This is a genomic window from Enterobacter sp. JH25 (assembly GCF_021725435.1).
Lineage (GTDB): Bacteria > Pseudomonadota > Gammaproteobacteria > Enterobacterales > Enterobacteriaceae > Enterobacter > Enterobacter intestinihominis.
In genome coordinates this window covers 3982384-4005522 of sequence record NZ_CP091319.1, presented here as the reverse complement: position 1 = coordinate 4005522, position 23139 = coordinate 3982384, and the positions used below count along the sequence as shown (strand labels likewise).

The following is a 23139-nucleotide window of genomic DNA, read 5'->3' as shown; positions in this document are numbered from 1 at the left end:
ATTAATCCATGAATTCAGTTTTACTGATGATTTTCCCCAAAACTTTAACGTCTGTTACAGCACATTCAAAAGATGCCTTTCCATTCTCTATACGTACACGTCCAGCTGGAAAGCGGTACACCTCGCGAACGCTGGCAATGCCATCGATCTCAATAAACCAGAAACCATCTACTAACTCGCCGTCATAGCTATCAGCCATATAGCTGGTTTTGTCATACGTCAAAATGAAAGGTGAATTCAATCCCTCAGGAATGGTTGAAACGTCAACTATCACGTCGTTCTGGGTTGTTAAGTTCCCATTTGTGATGTCGATGCGTTTCAGATGGATGGAGCGGTCATCTCTGTTATCTACAAATTTGCTTCCAGAACCGGTGCTAAGCCAGATTAACGAGGCTCCCGTTTCAAGATGACAGACAATTACCCAATCCGCAGGGAAGGTATCACGCGCATACCTGTTAGCCATTGTGCTTTGAGACACGCCGAGCTGCCTGCAGAGAGTGATTCGAGTGGTAAACCCATACGCCTCAAGTATGCGGGCGATGACTTCTTTCCCGCCGCGATTCTGTGCGATGCAATCTCGAATCAGGTTTAAATCATCCTGTTTTGCGAAGTTGTTTGTTGACATAATGGTTTTGTGATCCTAACATCTCGATTCAAGAAGTATTGAATAGCGTTAAACAGTGCTGAATAGTGAGTTCAGCGCTCAAACTGAGGAATAGTGCATCATGAGTCGACAACTTTCAATGCGGCCAAGCATCAACCTTGTGATATCTGAGCCATTCATCACGCTTGATGAGTTCTGCCGCCGTACAGGTTACAAGCCAAGCTATGCCCGCCAAATGATCCGTGAAAACCGACTTCCTATCAGGAAGAAGGCCGGAGTTAACAGCCTTATCGAAGTAAACATGTTCGCCTTGACGATGGAAGCAGCCCAGGGCTGTGAAGTCGCAATGCAAGCCTGATAGTTCCATTTTGGGATAAAAAAGGATTTACAACATGTTTGATTATCGCGTTTCCAAACATCCTCACTTTGATGAAGCCTGCCGCGCTTTCGCACAGCGTCACAATATGGCGAAGTTGGCAGACCGGGCAGGCATGAATGTCCAGACGCTGCGCAACAAGCTTAACCCTGAGCAGCCCCATCAGCTCACGCCGCCGGAAATCTGGCTGCTGACGGATATCACTGAAGACTCCACGCTGGTTGATGGTTTCCTTGCTCAAATTCATTGCCTGCCGTGCGTACCTACGAACGAAGTGGCAAAAGAAAAACTCCCGCATTACGTCATGAGCGCGACAGCTGAAATTGGTCGTGTGGCTGCCGGTGCTGTGTCGGGGGAAGTTGGTACAACAGCTGGACGCCGCGATGTGATCAGCAGCATCAATTCTGTCACCCGCCTTATGGCGTTGGCTGCGATATCCATGCAAGCGCGTCTGCAGGCTAACCCAGCCATGGCTAGCACTATTGATACGGTTACAGGTATCAGTGCGACTTTCGGGTTTATGTGAGGTGGTCATGCTGAAAAACGAACCTTCTTTCGCCTCGCTCCTGGTAAAGCAAAGCCCGGCAATGCACTACGGCCACGGCTGGATTGCAGGAGATAACGGCAAGCGCTGGCACCCGTGCCGCGATCAGTCCGAATTATTAAACGGGCTGAAAACAAAAGCGGCTAAGCCGTCAGCTTTTTTAATTATTCGCATTGCTCGTTTGATTATTAAAGGAGTGAAACATGTCTCGTAATGAGCTGAGAATTATTCTGGGCGTGATCATCCCAAATATGGCGGAAGGTTTTGAAATTAAAACCCGTGATGGTGCTGTTTTGCGTGTCGATCCTGAATGGGAGTGCTGCAAAGAATTTAAAGAAGGTTTGCAGGCTGAAATTATTAACCAAATTAAAAGTAAGCCTGTTCCAGTTGCCGGTTATATCTAATTTGACGCCTGCCTAATGCTCATAACGTGGGCATTGTGAAGACAGTCAACTAAAAATGAGGAAATAACAATGTTTGGAATCTTTAAAAAGAAAGCTCGTAAAGCCGTTGTAGAAGTAAAAAAAATGGAAAACCGCGACGCGGTAGAGGCCACTGTTTGGGGCGCCTATTCCATTGCGTACGCTGACGGAACCTGTGACGCGAAAGAAATCGGCGTGCTGGAAAAAACAATTTCAGCCCTGCCAGCCTTTGCGCCTTTTGCCGGTGAAATTGCGCAGATGAGCAGTAATATCCGCGCCCGTTATGAAGCATCACCGCGTAGCGCTAATGCTCAGGCTCTGCGTGAACTGGCGGATGTTGCGGGAACTGACGACGCGGTGAACGTGTTGTGCCTGTGTCTTGATATTGCTGACCAGGACGGTATCGGCAGCGAGGAAGAAGCGCAGCTTAAGAAAATTGCGCAGGCTCTCCAGTTGCCACTGGACCAGTACCTGTAATGGGAAAGCTGCGTTGTCTCATTATCTGTGTGCTGCTGTTCCTGGTTGTTGCAGTAGATTTCACGGGCCGTCTTATGTCGATGTTGGCTGATGGTGTTTTGGTAGCGGGGATTATTGCAGTAGCGCTTCCAATGTTTAAGAAAGCCTGATTCTTACAGCCCGCGTTGCGCGGGCTATATCCGAGTAAATAACCCTTTTTTTTGGCGTAAACCCGCCGGGCATTTTTTTGCCCGAATTCTGAGGAAATGAATATGAAAAATACTAAAACCCACTCAACGAAAACAGGCCCAGACGATGCTGGCCTGTTCGCTTTGTTAAATGAAACGCGCATGGATGAGCGCCGTTGCCGTGCTGATGCAATGGCGGCTCGTCTGGATAGTCTGGCCGTGCGCATCGTTTCCCGTCAGTTGAGCCATATCGAGGCGGCCGAACTGCTTCGCGTTGAAGCGGTACGCATCCAGAACGAAGCGCAGGAGCTGCATTAATGGCTGATTCAATGGACCTCGCCCAGCTGCGCGAACAGGAAGATCGTGAGCGCCATATCAACAATGCCCGCGCCAAAGTGCCGGGCGTTTCCCGTGTTCTCTGTGCGGAGTGTGATGCTCCGATCCCGCCAGCGCGCCGCCGCGCTATTCCGGGCGTGCAGTGCTGTGTGACCTGTCAGGAAATCGCAGAGTTAAAAGGCAAGCACTACAACGGAGGCGTTGTATGAGCACTATCCTGAAATGGGCGGGAAACAAAACCGCCATTATGTCCGAACTGAAAAAGTATCTCCCAGCTGGCCCGCGATTGGTTGAACCTTTCGCGGGCTCCTGCGCTGTGATGATGGCAACAGACTATCCTCATTATCTTGTCGCAGATATCAATCCAGATTTAATTAATCTGTATCGTACTATTGCGGAAGATACAGAAAACTTTATTAACCTTGCTAAAGCAGTTTTTGAAAGTTTTATCGTGGCTGAAAATTATTATCGTGTACGAGAAGCTTTTAACCACGATTCGCAATTAGACCGCCTGCACCGCGCAGTATATTTCCTTTATCTGAACCGCCACTGTTATCGTGGATTGTGCCGTTACAACTTAAGCGGTGTTTTTAATGTCCCGTACGGTAATTATAAAAAGCCGTATTTTCCAGAAAATGAGATCCGCGCATTTGCAGAGAAAGCAAAACGCGCCAATTTCGTTTGTGCAAGTTATGAAGAAACGCTGGCAATGGTTAAGCGTGACGATGTTATTTATTGCGATCCTCCATACGACGATACGTTTACGGCCTATCACACAAAAGGATTTAATGAGGATAACCAGTACCACCTTGCCTCAATCCTTCTTCATCTTTCCTCGCTGGGGCACAGCGTTGTTGTATCCAACAGTGACACCCAGCTAACGCGCTCTCTTTATCGTGATCTTAAAATTTATGAACTAGACGCGAAACGGAGCATGGGCGTAGCGGGTGGAGAAGGTAAATCCGCCAGGGAAATTATCGCTGTATCTGAACCAGTGCGTGCTAGCTGCAATGAGTGGCAATGGTATGGCGTTGATTATGCTGCAGGGGAAGGTAATAAGGCGGCCAATAAGCTCTCCATGATGGGTAGCAGGAATGTCTGATACTGCTTTTCCCTATAGCTGGAATGCTCCGCGTCCTGCAATTGGCGGTTTTAAGCAAGCTGATGCGGCGCCGGGGATCATGTATCTGACGCCAGACGGCAATCGCAAGCGTTTGTCGATTGCCGAACTGGCAGAAACGGATGAAGCACCAGACCGGAGCCGGGCGGTTCGCCGCCGCCTGGCTTCGCTGCCTCATTTTGTCCGTCGTATGTATGCTCAAAAACTTGAACAGGTAGACCGTAAAGGCAAACAAGCGGCTGATGCCTGGCTTATCAATACCTTTGAGCGATTCGTTCTTAGTCGTATAGATCAGGTCAATGAGCAGTATCTGCCGCAGGGGGTGATGCCTGCGGCTTTGTTGCCTCTGCGTGAACAATTCTGGCGCCTGCTTTGGGCTGGAAAAAAAGAGCTGAAACGGCTGGCGCATAATCTTGCTGACCTGTTGGGTAGCGAGTTTAACCGCGAGTTTGATTTCCAGATGGCCCGCACGTCCGATCCTCATTTCGCCACCTTGTCAGGTTATGGCCGCATGGGATTTCTTGCCAATCACCTCAAAACACCGGTTCCGTGCTGGACGGCCTACTGCAAAGAAGATCTGGAGGCGGAAGACGCACTGAAAGCAGTGGCCCGCCTGCAGTCTCCGCAGTGGTGGCTTAATCGTCTGCGCCGTATGCACGCTCGCTGGCGTGAGCATCTGATGGTTGCGGCCGGGTATGTACACAAAAAATCCGCACCGTACTGCAGTGATCCATGTTTGCAGGAGTGGACGGCTCAAAAGAAAGCCAACCGCGAATTTCTGAAAGCGATGGAGCTGGAAGATGAGGACACCGGAGAACGTGTATCGCTGATTGATAAAGTGGCCGGCAGCGTTGCCAACCCAGCTAACCGACGCCGTGAACTGATGGCGCGAATGCGTGGGTTCGAAGATTTAGCGAATGAGGCCGGGCTGGCCGGGGCGTTCTTCACGCTTACCGCTCCATCAAAGTATCACTCAATGCAGTACGACGGGCGCCGGAACAACAAATACAGCGGCGCGTCACCGCGTGAGACACAGAAATATCTTTGTAAAGTATGGGCGCGCACGCGTGCGGCCTGGCTGCGCAACGGTATTCGCGTGTTTGGTTTCCGTGTTGTCGAGCCTCACCACGATGAAACCCCGCACTGGCACCTCCTACTTTTCATGCGCCCGGAGCATATCGAACCGGCAACAGCGATCTTTCGTAAGCACGCCATGCGTGAGGATGGAAATGAGCCTGGCGCCGCTGAAAACCGCTTCGAAATGAAACCCATCGAGAAAGAGAAAGGCAGCGCAACGGGCTATATCGCCAAATACATTTCAAAAAATATTGATGGCTATCAGCTTGATGACGATCTGGATGATGAAACCGGCAAGCCTCTGAAAGAGATGGCGCGCCGCGTAAGTGCCTGGGCGTCTCGCTGGGCGATCCGTCAGTTCCAGCAGATAGGCGGCGCACCGGTAACAGTGTGGCGTGAATTGCGCCGCCTCGGTGATCGTGAGCTGGTCCTGCACCCCGAAATTGAGCCAGTGCGTCAGGCCGCCGACAGCAGCGCGTGGGATTTGTACGTGAGTGCTCAGGGTGGCCCGCTGGTTCCCCGCGATCTCCTGCGCGTGCGCCTCAGCTATGAAGTCACCGAAAACGGCAATCTCTACGGGGATGACGTCTCCAAAATTTCCGGCGTTTACTCCCCAATCCGTGGGCCGGAATCGCTGATTCATACGCGCACTACCAAATACAAAATTGTGCCGAAACGTCAGGCCGACGGCGTTTCAGGTTTTGACCTTGATTTTTCAGGCGGCCCCGCCGCCCCTCGGAGTTCTGTCAATAACTGTACGCGGGAGCCGCGGGAGGTTGAAAAACGCGCCGATCCTGGCGGCACGGTCATTAATGACTGTGCCAGCTGGGCGGATATTGGCTCTTTATCCCGGAAAGAAAAACGGGTGATTGCGCAGCGGCTGAGCGACGCGGCAAGGGTAACTAACAAGCGCGTCAAAGTGAGGCCAAAAGCCAGCCCTATGACGGAGCAGGAAAAGCAAATGAGTGAGCTGCTGTCTCTGCGTGGTGTGGATGCCAGTGCCGGAATGGTCCGTTCGTTGATTTCTGGCGCGGTGGTTGCCTTTGGCGATCAGGTGTTAACGGTTGAAGAAGGGCGCCTTACTGTCCGAAACCGTACAGCGGCAGGTGTTCAACGTCTGCCGTCCCAAATTGTGGAGATTAAACAGCAGGCGGATGACCTTTTGAACCGAATGAAGCGTGCATTTTCAGCGCGTGAATAGCCCGTGACCAACATGGTCAGGTCTGACGGTGTGGTACCGCGTTCCGTCATTCACCGTCAGAAATGACAGTGCTGGCCATTCATCGAGTAACGTCATTTTCGACTGTGCTGCAGGTGAATTAAAACGAAATCAGGAGTTGAGGAAAACAGAAATGACCTATCTGGGAAGCAAGGCCGCAAGCGGTGTTTTTCAAAAAATTATTGCGGAAATGCCGCCGCATGATACCTACATTGAGACGCACCTGGGCGGTGGCGCTGTCATGTTGCGTAAGCCACCGGCCCGCCGCAATTGGGGCATTGATATTGATCCCCTGACGGTTGAGGCGTTCTGCCAGGGCAATGTTGATTTCCTTGATACCGTGGGCGATAGCCTTTTTATCGATGTTGCCGATGCGGTGCAGTTTTTAAGGGGCTTCGATTTTTCCTCTGCCGGTCGTGTGCTGGTTTACGCAGACCCTCCCTATCTGCATGAAACGCGCACCAGTGCCGCGCGTTATCGCAATGAATATACCGTTGCCGATCATGAGCGGCTGCTGGCCTGCCTTAAAAGCCTGCCAAAAAATGCCAGTGTAATTTTGTCCGGCTACCCATCAGCGCTTTATGACGAACTGTTAACGGGCTGGCGTCAGAAAGAATTTCAGGCCATGACACGTGGCGGTGTACGCACAGAGAAAATCTGGATGAATTACCCGGAGGGGAGAGCCTACTCGCACGCTTTTGCGGGTAAGGATTACAACGACAGGGAGCGCATCAAACGCAAGGCGAAGCGCTGGCGCGAGAAGTTCGCAGCTTTGCCCCATGCTGAGCGACTGGCAATAATGACGGCGCTGAGTGAAGTTAATGATTAACCTCAGCAAACAGACTCATCTGATTGATTGATAAAAAATATTTTACAACCCCGAAATCCTCCTATACTGTATATATAAACAGTGGATATGCATACAGTTGCCAGCATCTCTTCCTGGGGATGCTGGCTGGTTTATCCCGTAGTGAGGATAGGAGGGAAAATGCAGGACTATCTTTTGGAGTCGTTGAAACTCCAGCGTATTGATTTTTTTATCAAGCTTGTAGCGGCTAGTGAGTGTAGCGAAGAAGAGAAACGCCTTGCGATCCAGTGGGTGTCGGAACTGACGGACGAGCTGATGGCGAAAATTCGTAACCATGATTACGGCCAGGCAATGGACGTTATCAACTAAAGGGGGCTTTATGCGCATTGAAATAATGATCGATAAAGAGCAGAAGATAAGCCAGGCAACACTGGAAGCCCTTGAATCCGAGCTTTACCGAAATTTGCGCCCTCTCTATCCAAAAACGGCAATCCGCATACGTAAGGGAAGCGCTAACGGCCTGGAGCTGAGCGGCTTAAAACTGGACGAAGATAAAAAGCGGGTAATGGAGATTTTACAGCAGGTCTGGGAGGACGACAGCTGGCTACATTAGGAAACGTTGTGAGTGTCAGAATATTGTTCTGTCACTCACAAGGTTGAACAACGAGCAATGCGAGGCGTTAGCTATGGGTTCTAAAGACTTCAAATACCAGATTGTCTATCGCGGCGATATGCTTGAGACAATCATCCCTGGTCAGTGGGTTTTCTTCCAGCGTCTCAAAGAGTATGGCGGCGGTTATTGGTTAGGGAAGACTTATCATGATTGCTTCTGGTTTGAACTTGATCGCCCGGTATCGTTATCCGATGGGCTTGATTATTTAATGCTGCTGACAAAAGTCGAAGCGACAAGCCACGAATTCGACGCCAATTATTCTCTTTTTGAATAGATTTAGGGGGGGGTGGGGTAAGGTGGTTCAAAACTGATATTAAGAAGTTAGCGAACCACCATAGCCTCTCATTATTGTTTGAATTTCTCACTTAATCTCTTAGTCAGAATTTCAATCGATTCCTTTCGCCCCGAAAATAAATCATTTACCACGTGGTCCATTATTTCAAACGCATCTTCAATATCTTTCAATTTGACCTTATCGTAATCATGGCTTCCAGCATCACCTAGAAATTTTATTGCCATAAGTTGTCCTGAATATGCTGCATAGATTTCTGGTAAATTTTCAAGTCGCTCTTTGAGTCCGATGCGCCAGCCTGTTTTTTTATGCTCTGGCACCCCCATTGCTGTCAGCATCCTTTCCACTGAGATTCTGATAAGGTTGGCGGCAGCGCTTGGTTGCATAAGAAATATAGAAAAAGAAGCCAATAGAGGATCGGTTATTTCCTCGGGGCACTTGGCCGGTAGTTCAAAAGGATGTAATGAAGGGAAAAAGGTTTTAGGGTGAAACCACTGGTAATATTCTTCATCATCATCCGGATCGTCCCATCCTCTCCGCTCCCACCCACTATCACCAGAACAGGCCACAATTTCACCACATTGTCTCCTTGAGCAGCGAGCTGTACAGCTAAAAATTGCTCGATGCATTTCAGGCTCGAACCAATCTTCTCGGCTGTGTTTATTGGTGTCATGCGTGTCATTAACAAAGAAAGTTTCTTGGATGATCTCTAGAGTCTTCTGACCACATTCTGGGCAAGGCCATTCAACCTGCATATCTTTGAAAAATGCTCCAGAAAATTTATGGAGAGGCATCTTCGTGCTCCTAATCTCTTTTTGCGTACATTCTTTAATCTACGCTTCCGTTTTGGGGTCGGTCTAAAATATGCCATAACAGGTTGTTTAAAAAGATCCATACGTCAGGACTTACGACATGTCGTGCATTTTTCACTATCCAGTACCCTTTGCATGTCTATGCTGCATGAATTCGCATGATCGTTTGAGGATCGTTTTAGGTAAGGTTCGCCAGAGATGGCGGGCTAATGCTCAAGTCTTGCAGGTGCATGAAAACCACTGCGTAAAGCGGGCAGGCGTGGCGGGGCTACGAGCGCGCGGTTTTGGGGTTAATCGCGGTTTTGGCGCCTCAATGTTGGGCGGGCATGGTCATTTTTTGGGGCTGGTCGTGCGCGCCTGCGTCGTGGTGATGCGCTGCGTTTAATTGTGAGGCGTCATGTGAGTGAAGGGCAAGAGCGCGCAGCGAGGCGCTGAGGCGCTCTGATGGTGGGGCAGGGCGTAAGGGAATAAAAAAACCGCCCGGAGAAGGGCGGTTGATATCAAAGGCTGACCAGCTGCGCGTCAGTCTTCATCGGTCAGGTATGGGTTAAAGCGTATCACTTCATCACCCAGCCACTCGTTAACTTCTGTGATGCGGCCCTGCAGGGGGGTAAGTTCGTTGCGAACGAAAACGCGCGCCGCTTTTTCAACATCACCGAACCCGCCGGTATTCGTTGGAATAATCCCCATCAGCTGCGGCGGCACGCGGTGAGCTGCCAGCATGTCATCACGGCTCACATTCTTGATGTTAAGAAACTCATCTTTCGCTGCGACTTCTGACAGCGGGATGATCTGAATGCCGTCTTTCTTGCCGTTCGGGCTGTACATAAACAGGTTGCGGAAGTTGCCTGGCCCTTTCGATTTTTTCAGCGCTTCGCGTATGTTGTCCACGTCTTTCTGATCGGCGGCGGGGTCGCTCATGTACATGATGAAACCAGCATGGCTACCGTTAAGGTAATACTTACGGCGAAAGAGCGTGGCCGATTCATTCAGCAGGGCGGAGGGAATGGCGGAGAGGTATTCCGGCATTCCGTAAAGCTCCTGGTTAACGTCGGGTTCCATCAGGTGAAACACGCTTCCCTCATCGAACTGATAGGGCTGTGAGTTGTAGCCATACTGTGCAAACCAGTAGGTGTCCGGGTCAATGCCACGACGGGTATATTTGGCAAGCGAGGCGCGCAGCTCCATGATCTGCCCTAACCGGTTCATGCGTTTTTCAAGGTAGGCATTACCGAATACCAGAAAGTCCTGGGCGAACCGGGAAAAGGCTTGTTTAGACAGCCAGCGGTGAGGGATGAAGGTACTGGTAAGAATATTGCGTTTTACCTGAATAGCGCTGGAGTGATGCACGGCGGCGCGGTAAGTTCGCGCCAGGCCATCCATGCTGATCGGTGGTTCGTACCAGCGGTCTACCTGCACGCACTCCAGGTAATCAAATAACTCCCGGCGGTCCATCACGGGGATCGGATCGCCAAACGTAAACGCCTCCGCATGTGCATTACTGACCATGTTGGCCGTATCGGTGGCGGTCTGGCCGCGCGGTGCCTTGCTGCGGTTTTTGCGGTTAGCCATTAAAAAATCTCCACGATGTTGCTGGTACTGGCGGAAGCTCCTGCCAGTGGTTCGTTATAAAGTGCGTGCATGGTTGCCCAGGCTAAATCCGCGTGGCTGGCTTCCTCTGTGCGGGCTGCTTCGTAGGTTGGCCGGTTGCCGCTGGCGGTGGTTGAACGGCGAATGGACATAAAGGACTGCGCTATATCCAGCATCCCCGCGTCAAACTCCAGACGGCGCCCGCTGATGATGTCGTAGGCTTTAAGCACCAGGGCATTTTTTACGGTCGGGTTGTAGACAAACTCACGCGCGGCAGGGAAAAACTGCTTAACCGTTTTGTAAACGCCATCGCCAACGCCGGTCGAGTCAATGCCGATGTAGGTCACGTTGTAGCGTCTGGTGATTTCCTCAATCGCTGAGGCCTGGGCGCGAAAGTCCATCCCGCGCCACTGGTGACGCTCAAGGATACGGAATTTACCGCCGGGGACGACGGGAGGCGCGATGACCACGCAACCGGCGCTGTCACCGTTCTGCGTTCCTTTTGCCGGGTCATAGCCGATCCAGACAGGGTGGTATGCAAACGGCCGTAGTAAAAGCGGTTCGAAATCGTCCCACACATCCCAGCTGTCAACCATGCAGGACTGCAGCAACGCCAGCGGGAACACGGACGCCAGATCGTCAACAAACTGACACATCAGCAGGTTGTTATATTCGTCCGGGCTGTACTCCAGGCGCAGCTGGTCCAGGTCGAAAAGGTTACACCCGCCGTTTACGGCATCTTCAATGGTGACTATCTGGCGGTACTGGCCGTCAGGGCATAAAACGCCGTGCGCCAGGCTACTGTGAGAAAGGTCAAACTCTACCCTGTCGGCTTTCGGGCGCCCTTTATTGAACAGGGCGCCGGACCAGAACGGGTAGGCGCTGTGCGTCAGGCTTGAAGGTGTTGAAAAATAGGTCTGACGCCATTTTTTGTGCAGCGCCATACCGGAGGCCACCTTGCGCAGCTCCTGGAATTTCGGTATCCAGAAATACTCATCAAGATACAGATTGCCGTGATAGCTCTGCGCGGTACGGGCATTTGTACCGAGGAAGTAAAGACAGGCGCCGTTAGGCAGCACCATCGGATCGCCTTTCAGCTCAACGTCCACCTCTTTTGCGAAGTCGATGATGTACTGTTTAAAAACGTGCGCCTGCGCTTTACTCGCTGACAGAAAGATTTGATTTCGCCCCGTGGTCAGGGCGTCTATTAACGCTTCACGGGCGAAATAGTAGGTTGCACCGATCTGGCGTGACTTTAAGAGGTTGCGGATACGGTGTTTGATACCAGCGTCCCACCAGTGGCGCTGGTACTCGAACATACCGGCGCGGAAAATCTCTTCCAGCTTTTCGACCTGTTCGTCGGTAAACAGGTTTTTTTCCGGCGGTTTGCGCGGGCCTTTATTGCGGTTGGCCACGTTGGGGTTCAGGTCTGCTTCATTCCCGCCATTGTTAAATTTACCGATCCTGGCCTGTCGTTCGGACTGACGCGCCAGCAGGTCAATTTCTTTAAAATCCTTTCCTTCCTTCTGCTCCTTCATGACGAGCTGGCAATAACGTGCGGCGGTGGTGAGCTGCATCTGATCCAGTGGGCCATATTCGCCCCACTTATCGCGTTTTTTCCAGCTGTGAACGGTTGCAACTTTCTCGCCCAGCATTTCAGCAATGCGGGCTACGCGGTATCCCTGAAAGTACATCAGCATTGCCTGACGACGGGGATCGAGGTCTGCGGGGGTCAGTGTTGTCATGGCACAAACATACGGCCTCAAATCAGCACTTTCCCCGGCTTCGCATTGTGTGGGAGTTCGCACAAGCCCAACGCGTTGTTTACACGCGCCTATCACCGCAAACATAAGGCTCTGAACGTGTTACGAACTAACTAACCGGAGCCGGACCGATGGCAAAAAAATCTAAGCGTTTTCGTATTGGGGTCGAAGGGGCCACCACTGACGGGCGCGTTATTGAACGTGACTGGATCACCCAGATGGCGGCGAGCTATAACCCGCAGGTATACACCGCGCTGATCAATATGGAACACATCAAGGGTTTTACCCCTGATGGTCCTTTCCGTCGTTTTGGCATGGTGGAAAAACTGGAAGCGGAAGAAATCACCGAAGGGGCTTTGTCCGGGAAGATGGCGCTGTATGGCTGGATTGCCCCGACGGACGATCTGGTCACCATGACCGGTAACTGGCAGAAGCTTTTCACCTCAATGGAAGTTAACACCAGCTTTGCCGATACCGGCTCCGCTTATCTGGTTGGTCTGGCGGTTACTGACGATCCGGCAAGCCTCGGCACTGAAATGCTGCAGTTCAGCGCCAGCGCAGAACATAACCCCCTGGCGCGCCGCAAGCTGGACAAAGACAACCTGTTTACCGCTGCTCTTGAAACGCTGATCGAGTTTGAGGACGTGCCGGAAAAAACCAGCCTGTTTACCCGCGTGAAAGAGCTGCTGTCCCGCAAAGGCGCCGATGATAACGCCCGCTTTGCTGATGTTAATCAGGCTGTTGAAACCATCGCGCGTGAGCATCAGACGCTGGCGGAGCAGGTCAGCACCCATCAGGCCGATTTCAGCAACAAGCTGAGCGATATGCAAAAGGTTGTTGATGAGACAACCAGCGCACTCTCCACCCTGCGTGAGCAGCTTTCCACCCAGGACAGCCGCAGCGAACGCCGCCCTAATGCGACCGGCAATAACGGCGCAGAACAAACCACCGATTGCTGACGGAGCAAAAGCACAATGAAAAAAGAGACACGTTTTAAATACAACGGCTATCTGACGCAGCTCGCCAAACTCAACGGCGTATCTGTGAGCGATATCGCCTCGAAATATACGGCTGAGCCGTCAGTGGCGCAGACGCTGGAAACGAAAATCCAGGAGTCTTCCTCGTTCCTGCAGAAAATCAACATTATCCCGGTTGATGAGCAGTCCGGCGAGCGTCTGGGGCTGGGTATTGGTTCCAGTATTGCCGGAAATACTGATACCACCCAGAAAGACCGTGAACCCGTTGATCCGACTTACATCGACGGTGAAGGGTACAAGTGTACCCAGACCAACTCTGATACGGCGCTGCCCTATGCGAAGCTGGATTTATGGGCCAAATTCCAGGACTTCCAGACGCGCATCCGTGACGCCATCATTACCCGCCAGGCGCTTGACCGCATCATGATCGGCTTCAACGGCGTGAAGCGTGAAAAAACGTCAGACCGCGCGACCTATCCACTGCTGCAGGATGTGAATATCGGCTGGCTGGAAAAAATCCGCCAGGAGAAACCCGTTCAGGTGATGGATAAGATCGTGTCCGAAGGCGAGGTAGTTTCTCAGACTATCCGTGTCGGTAAAGGCGGTGATTTCCTGAATCTGGACGCGCTGGTTATGGGCGCCGTGAATGAGAAAATCGCGCCGTGGTATCAGGAAGATACGGAGCTTGTGGTTATCGTCGGGCGCCAGTTGCTGGCGGATAAATATTTCCCGATCGTCAACCGTGACCAGCCAAACAGCGAAACGCTGGCGGCAGATCTTATCGTCAGCCAGAAGCGTATCGGCAACCTCCCGGCCGTTCGTGCGCCGTTCTTCCCGGCGAATGCCATGCTGATCACCCGCCTGGATAACCTGTCTATTTACTGGCAATCAGGCTCCCGCCGCCGTTCGGTCATCGACAATCCGAAGCGTGACCGCGTGGAGAACTTCGAGTCCGTTAACGAGGCGTATGTTGTCGAAGATTACGACGGCGTTTGCCTGGTTGAGAATATCGAACTGTTGCCCGTGCAGGCAGGTGGCAATGCCAGCCCGGCGCTGACAACTGAAACCATCCAGGAAATCGTCACGGCAGCGGTGAAAGGCGCGCTTGATGCGCAGGCAGCTGGCGGTGCTGGCGCCGGAGCGTGATAAATGAATCCGTTCCGTGCTCACACTCAGTATGTACAGGCACAGGATGCCGCCCGGCAGGGCGGCAGTAATGCCAGCCTGACGGGCTACAACCAGATGCTGTTACAGCTGACAGAACACCGCAGGCGCCTTAAAACCGTCCAGTCAAATGAGCGCAAGGCTCAGCTCAAACGTGAGTTTCTTCCCGCTTATGCCTCATGGATTGCCGGTTTACTGGATGCTGACGCGTCAGGCCAGGACGACGTGGCGATGTACGTCATGATCTGGCGCATTGATGCCGGAGACTATACCGGCGCGCTGGACATTGCCCGCCATGCCATTAAACACGGCTGGGTCCTGCCGCAGCGATTCAACCGGACCTGCGGGACCGCTGTTGCGGAAGAGTTTGCCGACGCGGCAATGCGCGCTTTTTCTGCCGGTGAATCATTCAGTGCCGCCATTCTTACCCAGGTGCTCGATATCGTTGAAGGTCAGGATATGCCGGATCAGTCACGCGCCCGACTTCATAAGGCGATGGGCTACGCGCTGCGGGATAACGATCAGGCAGTGGCGGCACTTAACCATCTGAAGCGTGCCCTGCAGCTGGATAACAGTTCTGGCGTCAAAACCGAAATCAACAAGCTTGAAAGCCGATTGCGACAGGCAATGTCGGCTTAACGAATCGTGCCAACGCGCGGGGCGGCACGGGGTGGCGACAGGCTTTATGCCGCGTCAAAACCCCGTCCACCGCCCAACTATTTGGGAGTGCCAGAAATATGCAATTCGTTTCGCCGGAACAGGCCGGGGAAAGTACCCAGGACGTTATTAAAAACACCAGTTTCTGGCCTGATGTCAGGGTTTCAGAGTTCCGCCGTGATATGCGCATGGATGGGAGTGTCACCGATCCGCGCCTGCGTCTGGCGTTGCTGACAGCGATTGCTGAAGTTAACGCCGATCTTTATGAGTTCCGCGAGAAACAACGGGCGCAGGGGTATGCGAGCCTGGCCGACGTCCCTGCAGATGTGATCGACGGCGAAAGCCAGCGGCTCATGCTGTATCGCCGTGCGGTGTTTTGCTGGGCAAAAGCAAACCTGGTTGAGCGCTATCGCGATTTTGACGCAACCGGCGACGGAAGCAAGAAAGCTGAAGATATCGAAAAAACCTTAGGCGAGCTGTGGCGCGATGTGCGCTGGGCGGAGTCCCGCCTGCGCGATATGCCGCATATGACGGTGGAGCTGATTTGATGAAAGTGCGTGCGCATCAGTATGACACGGTGGACGCACTCTGCTGGCGCCATTACGGGCGCACGCAGGGAGTCACTGAACAGGTGCTGCAGGCGAATCCGGGGCTGGCTGAGTATGGCCCCTTTTTACCGCACGGGCTGCAGGTGGAGCTGCCGGACATTACGGCGTCAACCACTGCGCAGACTGTCCAGTTATGGGACTGAACTATGACGCTTGAACGAATCAGCGCCTTTATCACTTACTGCGTTGCCCTGCTTCTGGCATGGCTCGGCGATTTGTCTCTTAAAGATGTGTCGACCATCACCGGTCTTGCGCTGGGGATTATTACTGCAGCGGTGACCTGTTATTTACGCTGGAAAGCCTACCAGCTGCTGCGGGACGGCAGAATATCCAGGGGGGAATATGAGTCCTTCAATCGTTAAGCGTTGCCTGGTCGGCGCGGTGCTGGCGATTGCCGCCACGCTGCCGGGCTTTCAGTCGCTTCATACCTCCGTCGAGGGGCTGAAACTGATTGCTGATTTCGAAGGGTGTCGCCTCCAGCCATACCAGTGCAGCGCCGGGGTATGGACTGACGGGATCGGCAATACGTCCGGGGTAGTACCGGGCAAAACCATAACGGAGCGACAGGCCGCGCAGGGGCTGATTAATAACGTGTTGCTGACGGAAAAAAGGATTGAAGCCTGCCTGCAGGTTAAGCCACCTCAGCATGTTTACGATGCCCTGATCAGTATCGGTTTTAATGTCGGAACGGGGGCCATCTGCCGGTCAACAATGGTTTCTTACATCAATCGCCAGCAATGGTGGCAGGCGTGCAACCAGCTCCCCCGCTGGATTTATGTAAATGGTCAACGGAATAAAGGGCTGGAAAACAGGCGCGCCCGTGAGCTTGCCTGGTGTCTTAAAGGGGCAGGGGCATGACGCGCGCGCTGGCGGTGATCCTGGCTCTGGTGCTGGCATTGCTGGGCTGGCAGTCATGGCGGCTTAACAATGCCGGTCACACCATCGGGACGCAGGCTGAGGCGCTTAAAAAGAACAAGCAGGAGCTGGCGAAGAAAAACAGCCAGCTCATCAGCCTGTCCATTCTTACCGAAACCAACAGCCGGGCGCAGATGCAACTTTATGCTGCAGCGGAGGAGACTTCCTCGCTGTTGCGGAGTCGCCAGCGCCGGATCGAGGAGCTAAAACGTGAAAACGAGGATTTACGCCGCTGGGCTGACACTCCTTTGCCTGCTGACATTATCCGGCTGCGGGAGCGCCCGGCCCTCGCCGGAGGTGCAGCTTACCGTGAGTGGTTGTCCAAAAGTGACGCAATGCCGCCTGGACAGGTCAGCGCCGCGCAGTAATGGGGATTTGAACCAGGTGCTGGATGAGACTGAGGCCGCCTGGGCAGTATGTGCCGACAAAGTGGACACGATCATAGCGTGTCAGGAGCGAGACAGTGAACAAGCCGCAGTCCTTACGCAACGCCCTGAATAAATCGGTGGCGTATGTCCGTGACAGCCCGGACAAACTGCACCTTTTTGTTGATAACGGTTCGCTGGTCGCAACCGGCGCCCGTTCAATGTCATGGGAATATCGCTACACCCTGAATGTGGTGATTGAAGACTTTAGCGGCAACCAGAATTTAGTGATGGCGCCCGTATTGCTCTGGTTAATGACCAATCAACCGGACGCTATCAACAACCCGGAGCTGCGCGAAAAACTTTTTACCTTTGACGTCGATATCCTGAGCAACGATCTGTGTGATATCAGCCTCAATCTGCAGCTCACGGAGCGCGTGATTGTCAGCACAGACGGCACCGTATCGAGCGTTGAAGCGGTGCCGGAACCCGACGTACCCGAAGAAATGTGGACGGTGAAACGTGGATGACCTGCAGAGGGTGGATGACTGGCTGGCGGCCCTGCTGGCGAATCTGGAACCGGCAGCCCGCAACCGTATGATGCGACAGCTGGCGCAGGAGCTGCGCCGGTCGCAACAGCAAAATATCAGGCTGCAGCGTAATCCTGACGGCAGCGGCTATGAGCCGCGCCGGGTGACAGCCCGCAGCAAGAAGGGGCGCATCAAACGCCAGATGTTTGCAAAGCTTCGCACCACAAAATACCTGAAAACCACCGCCAGTGCGGACTCCGCCAGCGTGCAGTTTGATGGCAAGGTGCAGCGCATTGCCCGTGTTCACCATTACGGCCTGCGGGATCGCGTCAGCCGAAAAGGCCCGGAGGTCCGCTACGCAGAGCGCCGCCTTTTGGGCGTGAATGATGAGGTGGAAACCATCACCCGTGAAGCTCTGCTGCGCTGGCTGGCGGGGTGATCTTTGTGCCACCGCTGGTACAAGCGCCCGCACTGCCTCCCTTTTCCCTCTGATGGCAACCTTTCGTTATGAATGCACAACTGACCGAAATTATGCGCCTTATCACCAACCTGATCCGCACCGGCACCGTGACCGAAGTGGACCGGGAAAACTGGCTGTGCCGGGTGAGAGTGGGCGAGCTTGAAACCAACTGGATTAACTGGCTGACGCTGCGTGCCGGTGGTGCCCGTACATGGTGGTGCCCGTCGCCGGATGAGCAGGTGGTGGTGCTGAGCATGGGCGGCAATCTGGAAACCGCTTTTGTGCTGCCCGCCATCTACTCCAATCAGTTTGCGCCGCCGTCGGACTCCGTGGACGGTTGCGTGACGGAGTACCCGGACGGGGGCTGGTTTGAGTATGAACCCGCCACCGGGCGGTGGCATGTCCGGGGCATCAAATCCATGGTGATCGAAGCGGCGGACAATATCACTCTCAAAACCAGTGAGTTTGTGGTGGAGGCTGACACCACGCGCATTAACAGCGAGATGGTGATCAATGGCGGCGTCACCCAGGGCGGCGGCGCGATGAGTTCCAACGGGATCGTGGTGGATAAACACGGTCACACCGGCGTGAAGTCAGGCGGCGATACGTCAGGAGGCCCGGTATGACGCTGTATATCGGCATGAGCCAGGGCAACGGCAAGGCTATTACTGATACGGACCATCTGCGCCAGTCAGTGCGGGATATTCTGCTGACTCCCCAGGGCAGCCGGATCGCCCGCCGGGAATATGGTTCCCTGCTGTCCGCCCTGATTGACCAGCCGCAGAACCCGGCGCTACGCCTGCAGGTCATGTCTGCAGTCTATGTGGCCCTGAGTCGCTGGGAGCCACGGCTTACGCTGGATTCCATCACCATCAGCAGTAATTTTGACGGCTCCATGGTGGTTGAGCTTACCGGCCAGCGCAACAACGGCGCGCCCGTTTCCCTTTCGGTATCAACAGGAGCAGACAATGGCAGTGATTGACCTTTCCCAGCTGCCCGCGCCGCAGATAGTGGACGTGCCGGATTTTGAGACGCTGTTGGCTGAGCGTAAGGCCGCTTTTGTGGCCCTTTATCCGGCGGATGAGCAGGACGCCGTACGGCGCACGCTGGCGCTGGAATCTGAACCCGTCACCAAGCTGCTGCAGGAAAGCACCTACCGCGAAATCCTGCTACGCCAGCGTATTAACGAGGCTGCGCAGGCGGTGATGGTGGCCTATTCGGTGGGAAATGATCTTGAGCAGCTGGCAGCCAACTGCAACGTGAAACGCCTGACGGTAGTGCCTGCTGATAATGATGCAGTACCGCCGGTCGCCGCCGTGATGGAAGATGATGAGGCGCTGCGCCAGCGCATCCCTGCTGCGTTTGAGGGGCTGTCGGTTGCTGGCCCGACGGGAGCCTATGAATTTCACGCCAGAAGCGCGGACGGGCGCGTGGCAGATGCCAGCGCAACCAGCCCGGCACCGGCGGAGGTGGTGCTTACCGTACTGAGCCGTGAGGGTGACGGTACGGCAGAGGCTGATCTGCTGGCGGTGGTGGAGCAGGCGCTTAACAGCGAGAACGTGCGTCCGGTGGCAGACCGCCTGACGGTGCGCAGTGCCGAAATAATCCCGTACAGCGTGGATGCGACGATTTTTCTTTACCCGGGGCCGGAAGCTGAGCCGGTGATGGCGGCGGCAAAAGCCAGCCTGCAAAAGTACATCGCCAGTCAGACACGGCTGGGCCGTGATATCCGTCGCAGCGCGATTTATGCCGCGCTGCACGTTGAGGGCGTCCAGCGTGTGGAGCTGGCCTCCCCGCTGGCAGATGTTGTGCTGGATAAGACGCAGGCGGCGTCCTGTACGGAATGGAGCGTGACCAACGGGGGCACGGATGAATAGCCTTCTGCCGCCCGGTTCATCTCCGCTTGAGCGCCGACTGGCGCAGACCTGCAGCGGTATTTCCGATCTGCAGGTGCCGCTGCGCGATTTGTGGAACCCGGCAACGTGTCCGGTCAGCTTTCTGCCGTATCTGGCGTGGGCGTTTTCCGTTGATCGCTGGGACGAAAGCTGGGCGGAAAACGTCAAGCGCCGCGTGGTGCAGGATGCTTTCTACATCCATCAGCACAAGGGGACAACCAGCGCCGTGCGGCGCGTGGTGGAGCCGTTCGGCTTCCTGATCCGCATCATTGAGTGGTGGCAGACCGGCGAGCAACCGGGCACGTTTCGCCTGGACATTGGCGTGCAGGATCAGGGCATCACGGAAGAAACCTATCTGGAACTGGAGCGCCTGATCGGTGACGCCAAGCCGTGTAGCCGCCATCTGATCGGCATGTCCATCAACCTGCAGACCAGCGGTCCCTATTTTGTGGGGGCAGCCACCTACACCGGCGAGGAAATCACGATTTACCCGTATATCAACGAAACCATTATTTCTGGCGGCACCGCTTACGAGGGCGGGGCGGTCCATGTTATTGACACAATGAGAGTGAATCCATGAGCGCAAAATTTTATACCCTGCTGACGGATATCGGCGCGGCGAAACTGGCAAGCGCCGCCGCGCTCGGTGTCCCGTTGAAAATTACCCAGATGGCGGTGGGCGACGGTGGCGGCGTGCTGCCGACTCCAAGCGCGCAGCAGACAGCGCTGGTTGCTGAAAAACGCCGCGCTTCCCTCAATATGCTGTACATCGATCCGCAGAACAGCAGCCAGATTATTGCTGAGCAGGTGATCCCCGAAACTGAGGGCGGTTGGTGGATTCGTGAGGTAGGTCTGTTTGATGACACCGGCGCTCTGATTGCCGTCGGTAACTGCCCTGAGAGCTACAAGCCGCAGCTGGCGGAAGGGAGCGGGCGCACGCAGACCGTGCGAATGGTACTGATTACCAGCAGCACCGATAACATCACCCTGAAAATTGACCCCGCTGTGGTTCTGGCAACCCGCAAATATGTGGATGACAAGGTGCTGGAACTTAAGGTGTATGTGGATGACCTGATGGCAAAGCATCTTGCTGCTGTTGATCCTCATTCGCAGTATGCACCAAAAGACAGTCCGACTCTGACAGGCATGCCTAAAACGCCAACGCCACCGGCAGGAAACAACAGCACCCTGATTGCCAGTACAGCCTTTGTACAGGCCGCTATTCTTGCCCTGATAGGTGGCGCACCGGCAACGCTGGATACGCTGAAAGAAATTGCGGCAGCTATCAATAATGATCCGGATTTCAGTACCACCATTAACAATGCGCTGGCACTGAAAGCACCGTTGGCAAGCCCGGCCCTGACCGGAAAGCCAACGGCTCCTACTGCTGTTCAGTCAACGAATAATACGCAGATTGCCACTACCGCGTTTGTGAAATCTGCCATTGCGGGGCTGGTCGGTTCGTCGCCGGAGGCGCTGGATACACTCAATGAACTGGCGGCAGCGCTGGGAAATGATCCTAACTTTGCGACAACGGTGATGAACGCGCTGGCGGGGAAACAGCCTCTCGATGCCACTTTGACTAACCTCAGCGGGAAAAGCGTTTCAGCCCTTCTACAATACCTTCAATTGGAAGAAACGGTAAAAAAAGCTGACGGTGCTATTCAGAAGTCCGGTGGCAACATGGAAGGACCGCTTGGTCTGACACGAACATCTTCATTTGGTGTGGCTACCGAGAACACGCTCGGTGGAAATTCCATTGCCATCGGTGACAGCGATTCAGGGTTTAAGTCAAATGGTGACGGTAACATTGCGCTGATGGCAAATAGTGTTCTTGCCGGGTATTTTTCGGAAAATGAATTACAGCATCACGAAAAGGTACTGACAAAAATCTTTCAGGCTATTTCAACCGGAAACGCGACAGAGGGGGCTGGAGGGTTTGGTTCTCAACTTACCAGCGGAGCACCATTTTATAGCCCGGCAATAGTGCGTCAAAATAATGATAACAATTACTTTCCTTTATGGAAGCAAATTGTAAGCCTTCAATCGGGTTATCCGGTAGCTGTGTCAATGGGATTACTCACTACAGGTGAGCCGAATTTCCCACAGATTGTGCTCCATGCGAAAACAGATTTTGAGGTTAACGATAAACTTTGGGTTTTTGATGTTGCAACAGGTGAGCTGCGCTCTCCGGCATTAATTAAAGCTGGAGAGGCTGTTTTAAACACAAACGGAGATATTAGTGGCTCCGCATGGGGTGGGGCGCTAACAAACTGGCTCAATAGTCAACTCGCTACTCGCGACGCAAATATTAATGCGCGTGCCACGGTAGACTGGGTTAACAGTCAACTCGCTACTCGCGACGCAAATATTAATGCGCGTGCCACGGTAGACTGGGTTAATAGTCAACTCGCTACTCGCGACGCAAATATTAATGCGCGTGCCACGGTAGACTGGGTTAATAGTCAACTCGCTACTCGCGACGCAAATATTAATGTGCGTGCCACGGTAGACTGGGTTAACAGCAATTTTAATAAGAAAAACACGGCTACATTAGGTTTCTCAGGCTGGAGTCGTGATGAGTCAACGGGGCTGATTATGCAGTGGGGTAATGTGGATAATGCCAGGGGAACCTACTCGTTCCCACGGGCATTCAATGACACCTGCTTTGCCGTCTTTGCCACAAATAAGGATGGGCAGGGCGGCGCGATTGATAACGCTTATGGTTATCCGGTAAACAAAACGCAATTCTATCTGGCCAGCAAAGCGAACTCTGGCGCTGATACCGCATACGGCATTTCATGGTTTGCACTGGGGTACTGATAATGACTGGACAATATTACTACAGCTATTCGGCAAAAGGTTTTTTCTGGCTGAGTACAGATGAACTTAAGGGAAACGATATTCCCGCTGACCTGATACCCGTCAGCGAGGAAGAGCACGCCGCACTGTTCCTCGGTCAGGAGCGGGGAAAATACATTAACCATACTCCTGCTGGCCCTGTACTAATAGATCAGCCCGACTATACACCTGAGGAACTCGTTGCGCAGGCGGAAAGCAAAAAGTTACGTCTGATGCAGATGGCTAATGCTGAGATTGCTCCATTGCAGGATGCAGTTGATTTGGGGATTGCGACGACAAAAGAAACTGTCGCACTCACCGAGTGGAAGAAATACCGCGTCCTGCTTAACCGTGTGGATACCAGTAAAGCGCCGGATATTAACTGGCCTGAACCTCCCGAAGATTAATCCTGTCCCCGCACCTGCGGGGATTTTTTTACCCCTTCCA

35 protein-coding genes are annotated in these 23139 nt (G+C 53.5%); 31 read left to right on the top strand and 4 right to left on the bottom strand.

Going from position 1 to position 23139, the window contains the following annotated elements; translation table 11 throughout:
* Position 1: 1 nt before the first annotated feature.
* Positions 2-625, bottom strand: coding sequence for a phage repressor protein CI (locus tag L2Y28_RS19255; protein WP_080338108.1), 624 nt, complete (start codon positions 623-625; stop codon positions 2-4).
* A 100-nt stretch (positions 626-725) separates the two neighbouring features.
* Between L2Y28_RS19255 and L2Y28_RS19250 the strand changes: the two genes are divergently transcribed.
* The 14 genes from L2Y28_RS19250 (at position 726) to L2Y28_RS19185 (ending at position 8097) form a co-directional block, all read left to right on the top strand.
* Complete coding sequence (locus L2Y28_RS19250; RefSeq protein WP_023307013.1) at positions 726-962, top strand: phage regulatory protein; 237 nt, start codon at positions 726-728, stop codon at positions 960-962.
* A 34-nt stretch (positions 963-996) separates the two neighbouring features.
* Positions 997-1506, top strand: a complete 510-nt coding sequence (locus L2Y28_RS19245) for a phage regulatory CII family protein (protein WP_023307012.1) — start codon at positions 997-999, stop codon at positions 1504-1506.
* 7 nt (positions 1507-1513) lie between these two features.
* Positions 1514-1738 carry a phage filamentation protein Fil family protein gene (locus L2Y28_RS19240; protein WP_023307011.1) on the top strand — a complete coding sequence of 75 codons (225 nt, stop codon included), beginning with the start codon at positions 1514-1516 and terminating at the stop codon, positions 1736-1738.
* Positions 1728-1928, top strand: coding sequence for a hypothetical protein (locus L2Y28_RS19235; protein ID WP_017382392.1), 201 nt, complete (start codon positions 1728-1730; stop codon positions 1926-1928). Before L2Y28_RS19240 ends, L2Y28_RS19235 begins: the two co-directional genes overlap by 11 nt.
* Before the next feature lie 69 nt (positions 1929-1997).
* On the top strand, positions 1998-2423 hold the full coding sequence (locus L2Y28_RS19230) for a tellurite resistance TerB family protein (RefSeq protein ID WP_023307010.1): 426 nt from the start codon (positions 1998-2000) through the stop codon (positions 2421-2423).
* Positions 2423-2572, top strand: a complete 150-nt coding sequence (locus L2Y28_RS19225) for a DUF3927 family protein (RefSeq protein WP_017382390.1) — start codon at positions 2423-2425, stop codon at positions 2570-2572. The genes L2Y28_RS19230 and L2Y28_RS19225 overlap by 1 nt, the downstream gene beginning before the upstream one ends.
* Before the next feature lie 102 nt (positions 2573-2674).
* The gene (locus tag L2Y28_RS19220; RefSeq protein WP_014884920.1) at positions 2675-2908 is read left to right on the top strand and encodes a DUF2732 family protein; all 234 of its coding nucleotides are present in this window, start codon (positions 2675-2677) and stop codon (positions 2906-2908) included.
* A complete protein-coding gene (locus L2Y28_RS19215) occupies positions 2908-3135 on the top strand; it encodes a TraR/DksA family transcriptional regulator (protein WP_023307009.1) in 228 nt (75 codons plus the stop codon). The genes L2Y28_RS19220 and L2Y28_RS19215 overlap by 1 nt, the downstream gene beginning before the upstream one ends.
* Complete coding sequence (locus L2Y28_RS19210) at positions 3132-4028, top strand: DNA adenine methylase (RefSeq protein ID WP_023307008.1); 897 nt, start codon at positions 3132-3134, stop codon at positions 4026-4028. The genes L2Y28_RS19215 and L2Y28_RS19210 overlap by 4 nt, the downstream gene beginning before the upstream one ends.
* Positions 4021-6324: a replication endonuclease gene (locus L2Y28_RS19205; RefSeq protein WP_045265454.1), complete on the top strand. Its 2304-nt coding sequence runs from the start codon at positions 4021-4023 to the stop codon at positions 6322-6324. The genes L2Y28_RS19210 and L2Y28_RS19205 overlap by 8 nt, the downstream gene beginning before the upstream one ends.
* Positions 6325-6475: 151 nt before the next feature.
* Entirely contained in the window at positions 6476-7171 is a 696-nt protein-coding gene (locus tag L2Y28_RS19200; RefSeq protein ID WP_045265455.1) for a DNA adenine methylase, read from the top strand.
* Positions 7172-7330: 159 nt separating this feature from the next.
* Entirely contained in the window at positions 7331-7519 is a 189-nt protein-coding gene (locus L2Y28_RS19195) for a hypothetical protein (protein WP_014884914.1), read from the top strand.
* 10 nt (positions 7520-7529) lie between these two features.
* A complete protein-coding gene (locus tag L2Y28_RS19190; RefSeq protein ID WP_017382383.1) occupies positions 7530-7763 on the top strand; it encodes a DinI family protein in 234 nt (77 codons plus the stop codon).
* Between the two features lie 73 nt (positions 7764-7836).
* Complete coding sequence (locus L2Y28_RS19185) at positions 7837-8097, top strand: hypothetical protein (RefSeq protein WP_045265456.1); 261 nt, start codon at positions 7837-7839, stop codon at positions 8095-8097.
* A gap of 71 nt (positions 8098-8168) precedes the next feature.
* Here L2Y28_RS19185 and L2Y28_RS19180 read toward each other — a convergent pair whose 3' ends face one another.
* The 3 genes from L2Y28_RS19180 to L2Y28_RS19170 all read right to left on the bottom strand — a co-directional run bounded on the left by L2Y28_RS19180 (position 8169) and on the right by L2Y28_RS19170 (position 12262).
* Positions 8169-8909, bottom strand: a complete 741-nt coding sequence (locus tag L2Y28_RS19180) for a DUF4145 domain-containing protein (protein WP_045265457.1) — start codon at positions 8907-8909, stop codon at positions 8169-8171.
* Between the two features lie 540 nt (positions 8910-9449).
* On the bottom strand, positions 9450-10499 hold the full coding sequence (locus L2Y28_RS19175; RefSeq protein ID WP_006777758.1) for a phage portal protein: 1050 nt from the start codon (positions 10497-10499) through the stop codon (positions 9450-9452).
* Complete coding sequence (locus L2Y28_RS19170; protein WP_023307000.1) at positions 10499-12262, bottom strand: terminase ATPase subunit family protein; 1764 nt, start codon at positions 12260-12262, stop codon at positions 10499-10501. Before L2Y28_RS19170 ends, L2Y28_RS19175 begins: the two co-directional genes overlap by 1 nt.
* A gap of 149 nt (positions 12263-12411) precedes the next feature.
* On the opposite strand from L2Y28_RS19170, the gene L2Y28_RS19165 reads away from it, so the two are divergent.
* From L2Y28_RS19165 to L2Y28_RS19085, 17 genes are all read left to right on the top strand, one after another.
* Positions 12412-13239 carry a GPO family capsid scaffolding protein gene (locus L2Y28_RS19165; protein ID WP_023306999.1) on the top strand — a complete coding sequence of 276 codons (828 nt, stop codon included), beginning with the start codon at positions 12412-12414 and terminating at the stop codon, positions 13237-13239.
* A gap of 15 nt (positions 13240-13254) precedes the next feature.
* Positions 13255-14403 (top strand): phage major capsid protein, P2 family, encoded by a 1149-nt coding sequence (locus L2Y28_RS19160; RefSeq protein ID WP_023306998.1) that lies wholly within the window; start codon positions 13255-13257, stop codon positions 14401-14403.
* 3 nt (positions 14404-14406) lie between these two features.
* Positions 14407-15060: a phage terminase small subunit gene (gene gpM, locus L2Y28_RS19155; RefSeq protein WP_006777754.1), complete on the top strand. Its 654-nt coding sequence runs from the start codon at positions 14407-14409 to the stop codon at positions 15058-15060.
* Between the two features lie 98 nt (positions 15061-15158).
* Positions 15159-15626, top strand: a complete 468-nt coding sequence (locus L2Y28_RS19150) for a head completion/stabilization protein (protein WP_045265511.1) — start codon at positions 15159-15161, stop codon at positions 15624-15626.
* Positions 15626-15829, top strand: a complete 204-nt coding sequence (locus tag L2Y28_RS19145; RefSeq protein WP_000868184.1) for a tail protein X — start codon at positions 15626-15628, stop codon at positions 15827-15829. The genes L2Y28_RS19150 and L2Y28_RS19145 overlap by 1 nt, the downstream gene beginning before the upstream one ends.
* A gap of 3 nt (positions 15830-15832) precedes the next feature.
* Positions 15833-16048: a hypothetical protein gene (locus L2Y28_RS19140; protein WP_014884902.1), complete on the top strand. Its 216-nt coding sequence runs from the start codon at positions 15833-15835 to the stop codon at positions 16046-16048.
* Complete coding sequence (locus L2Y28_RS19135; protein WP_023306997.1) at positions 16029-16544, top strand: lysozyme; 516 nt, start codon at positions 16029-16031, stop codon at positions 16542-16544. The genes L2Y28_RS19140 and L2Y28_RS19135 overlap by 20 nt, the downstream gene beginning before the upstream one ends.
* Positions 16541-16969 (top strand): Rz-like lysis system protein LysB, encoded by a 429-nt coding sequence (lysB, locus tag L2Y28_RS19130; protein ID WP_023306996.1) that lies wholly within the window; start codon positions 16541-16543, stop codon positions 16967-16969. The genes L2Y28_RS19135 and lysB overlap by 4 nt, the downstream gene beginning before the upstream one ends.
* Positions 16854-17102, top strand: coding sequence for an Rz1-like lysis system protein LysC (gene lysC / locus L2Y28_RS19125; RefSeq protein WP_223195361.1), 249 nt, complete (start codon positions 16854-16856; stop codon positions 17100-17102). The genes lysB and lysC overlap by 116 nt, the downstream gene beginning before the upstream one ends.
* Positions 17065-17496 (top strand): phage tail protein, encoded by a 432-nt coding sequence (locus L2Y28_RS19120; RefSeq protein WP_023306995.1) that lies wholly within the window; start codon positions 17065-17067, stop codon positions 17494-17496. Before lysC ends, L2Y28_RS19120 begins: the two co-directional genes overlap by 38 nt.
* Positions 17489-17935 (top strand): phage virion morphogenesis protein, encoded by a 447-nt coding sequence (locus L2Y28_RS19115; protein ID WP_023306994.1) that lies wholly within the window; start codon positions 17489-17491, stop codon positions 17933-17935. The genes L2Y28_RS19120 and L2Y28_RS19115 overlap by 8 nt, the downstream gene beginning before the upstream one ends.
* A 68-nt stretch (positions 17936-18003) precedes the next feature.
* Positions 18004-18582 carry a phage baseplate assembly protein V gene (locus L2Y28_RS19110; RefSeq protein WP_023306993.1) on the top strand — a complete coding sequence of 193 codons (579 nt, stop codon included), beginning with the start codon at positions 18004-18006 and terminating at the stop codon, positions 18580-18582.
* Positions 18579-18938: a GPW/gp25 family protein gene (locus tag L2Y28_RS19105; RefSeq protein ID WP_023306992.1), complete on the top strand. Its 360-nt coding sequence runs from the start codon at positions 18579-18581 to the stop codon at positions 18936-18938. Before L2Y28_RS19110 ends, L2Y28_RS19105 begins: the two co-directional genes overlap by 4 nt.
* Positions 18925-19833 carry a baseplate assembly protein gene (locus L2Y28_RS19100; RefSeq protein WP_023306991.1) on the top strand — a complete coding sequence of 303 codons (909 nt, stop codon included), beginning with the start codon at positions 18925-18927 and terminating at the stop codon, positions 19831-19833. Before L2Y28_RS19105 ends, L2Y28_RS19100 begins: the two co-directional genes overlap by 14 nt.
* Positions 19826-20431 (top strand): phage tail protein I, encoded by a 606-nt coding sequence (locus L2Y28_RS19095; protein ID WP_023306990.1) that lies wholly within the window; start codon positions 19826-19828, stop codon positions 20429-20431. Before L2Y28_RS19100 ends, L2Y28_RS19095 begins: the two co-directional genes overlap by 8 nt.
* Positions 20428-22674 (top strand): phage tail protein, encoded by a 2247-nt coding sequence (locus L2Y28_RS25595; protein WP_309446550.1) that lies wholly within the window; start codon positions 20428-20430, stop codon positions 22672-22674. The genes L2Y28_RS19095 and L2Y28_RS25595 overlap by 4 nt, the downstream gene beginning before the upstream one ends.
* Complete coding sequence (locus L2Y28_RS19085) at positions 22641-23099, top strand: tail fiber assembly protein (RefSeq protein WP_370875762.1); 459 nt, start codon at positions 22641-22643, stop codon at positions 23097-23099. Before L2Y28_RS25595 ends, L2Y28_RS19085 begins: the two co-directional genes overlap by 34 nt.
* The last annotated feature ends 40 nt before the right edge of the window (positions 23100-23139 follow it).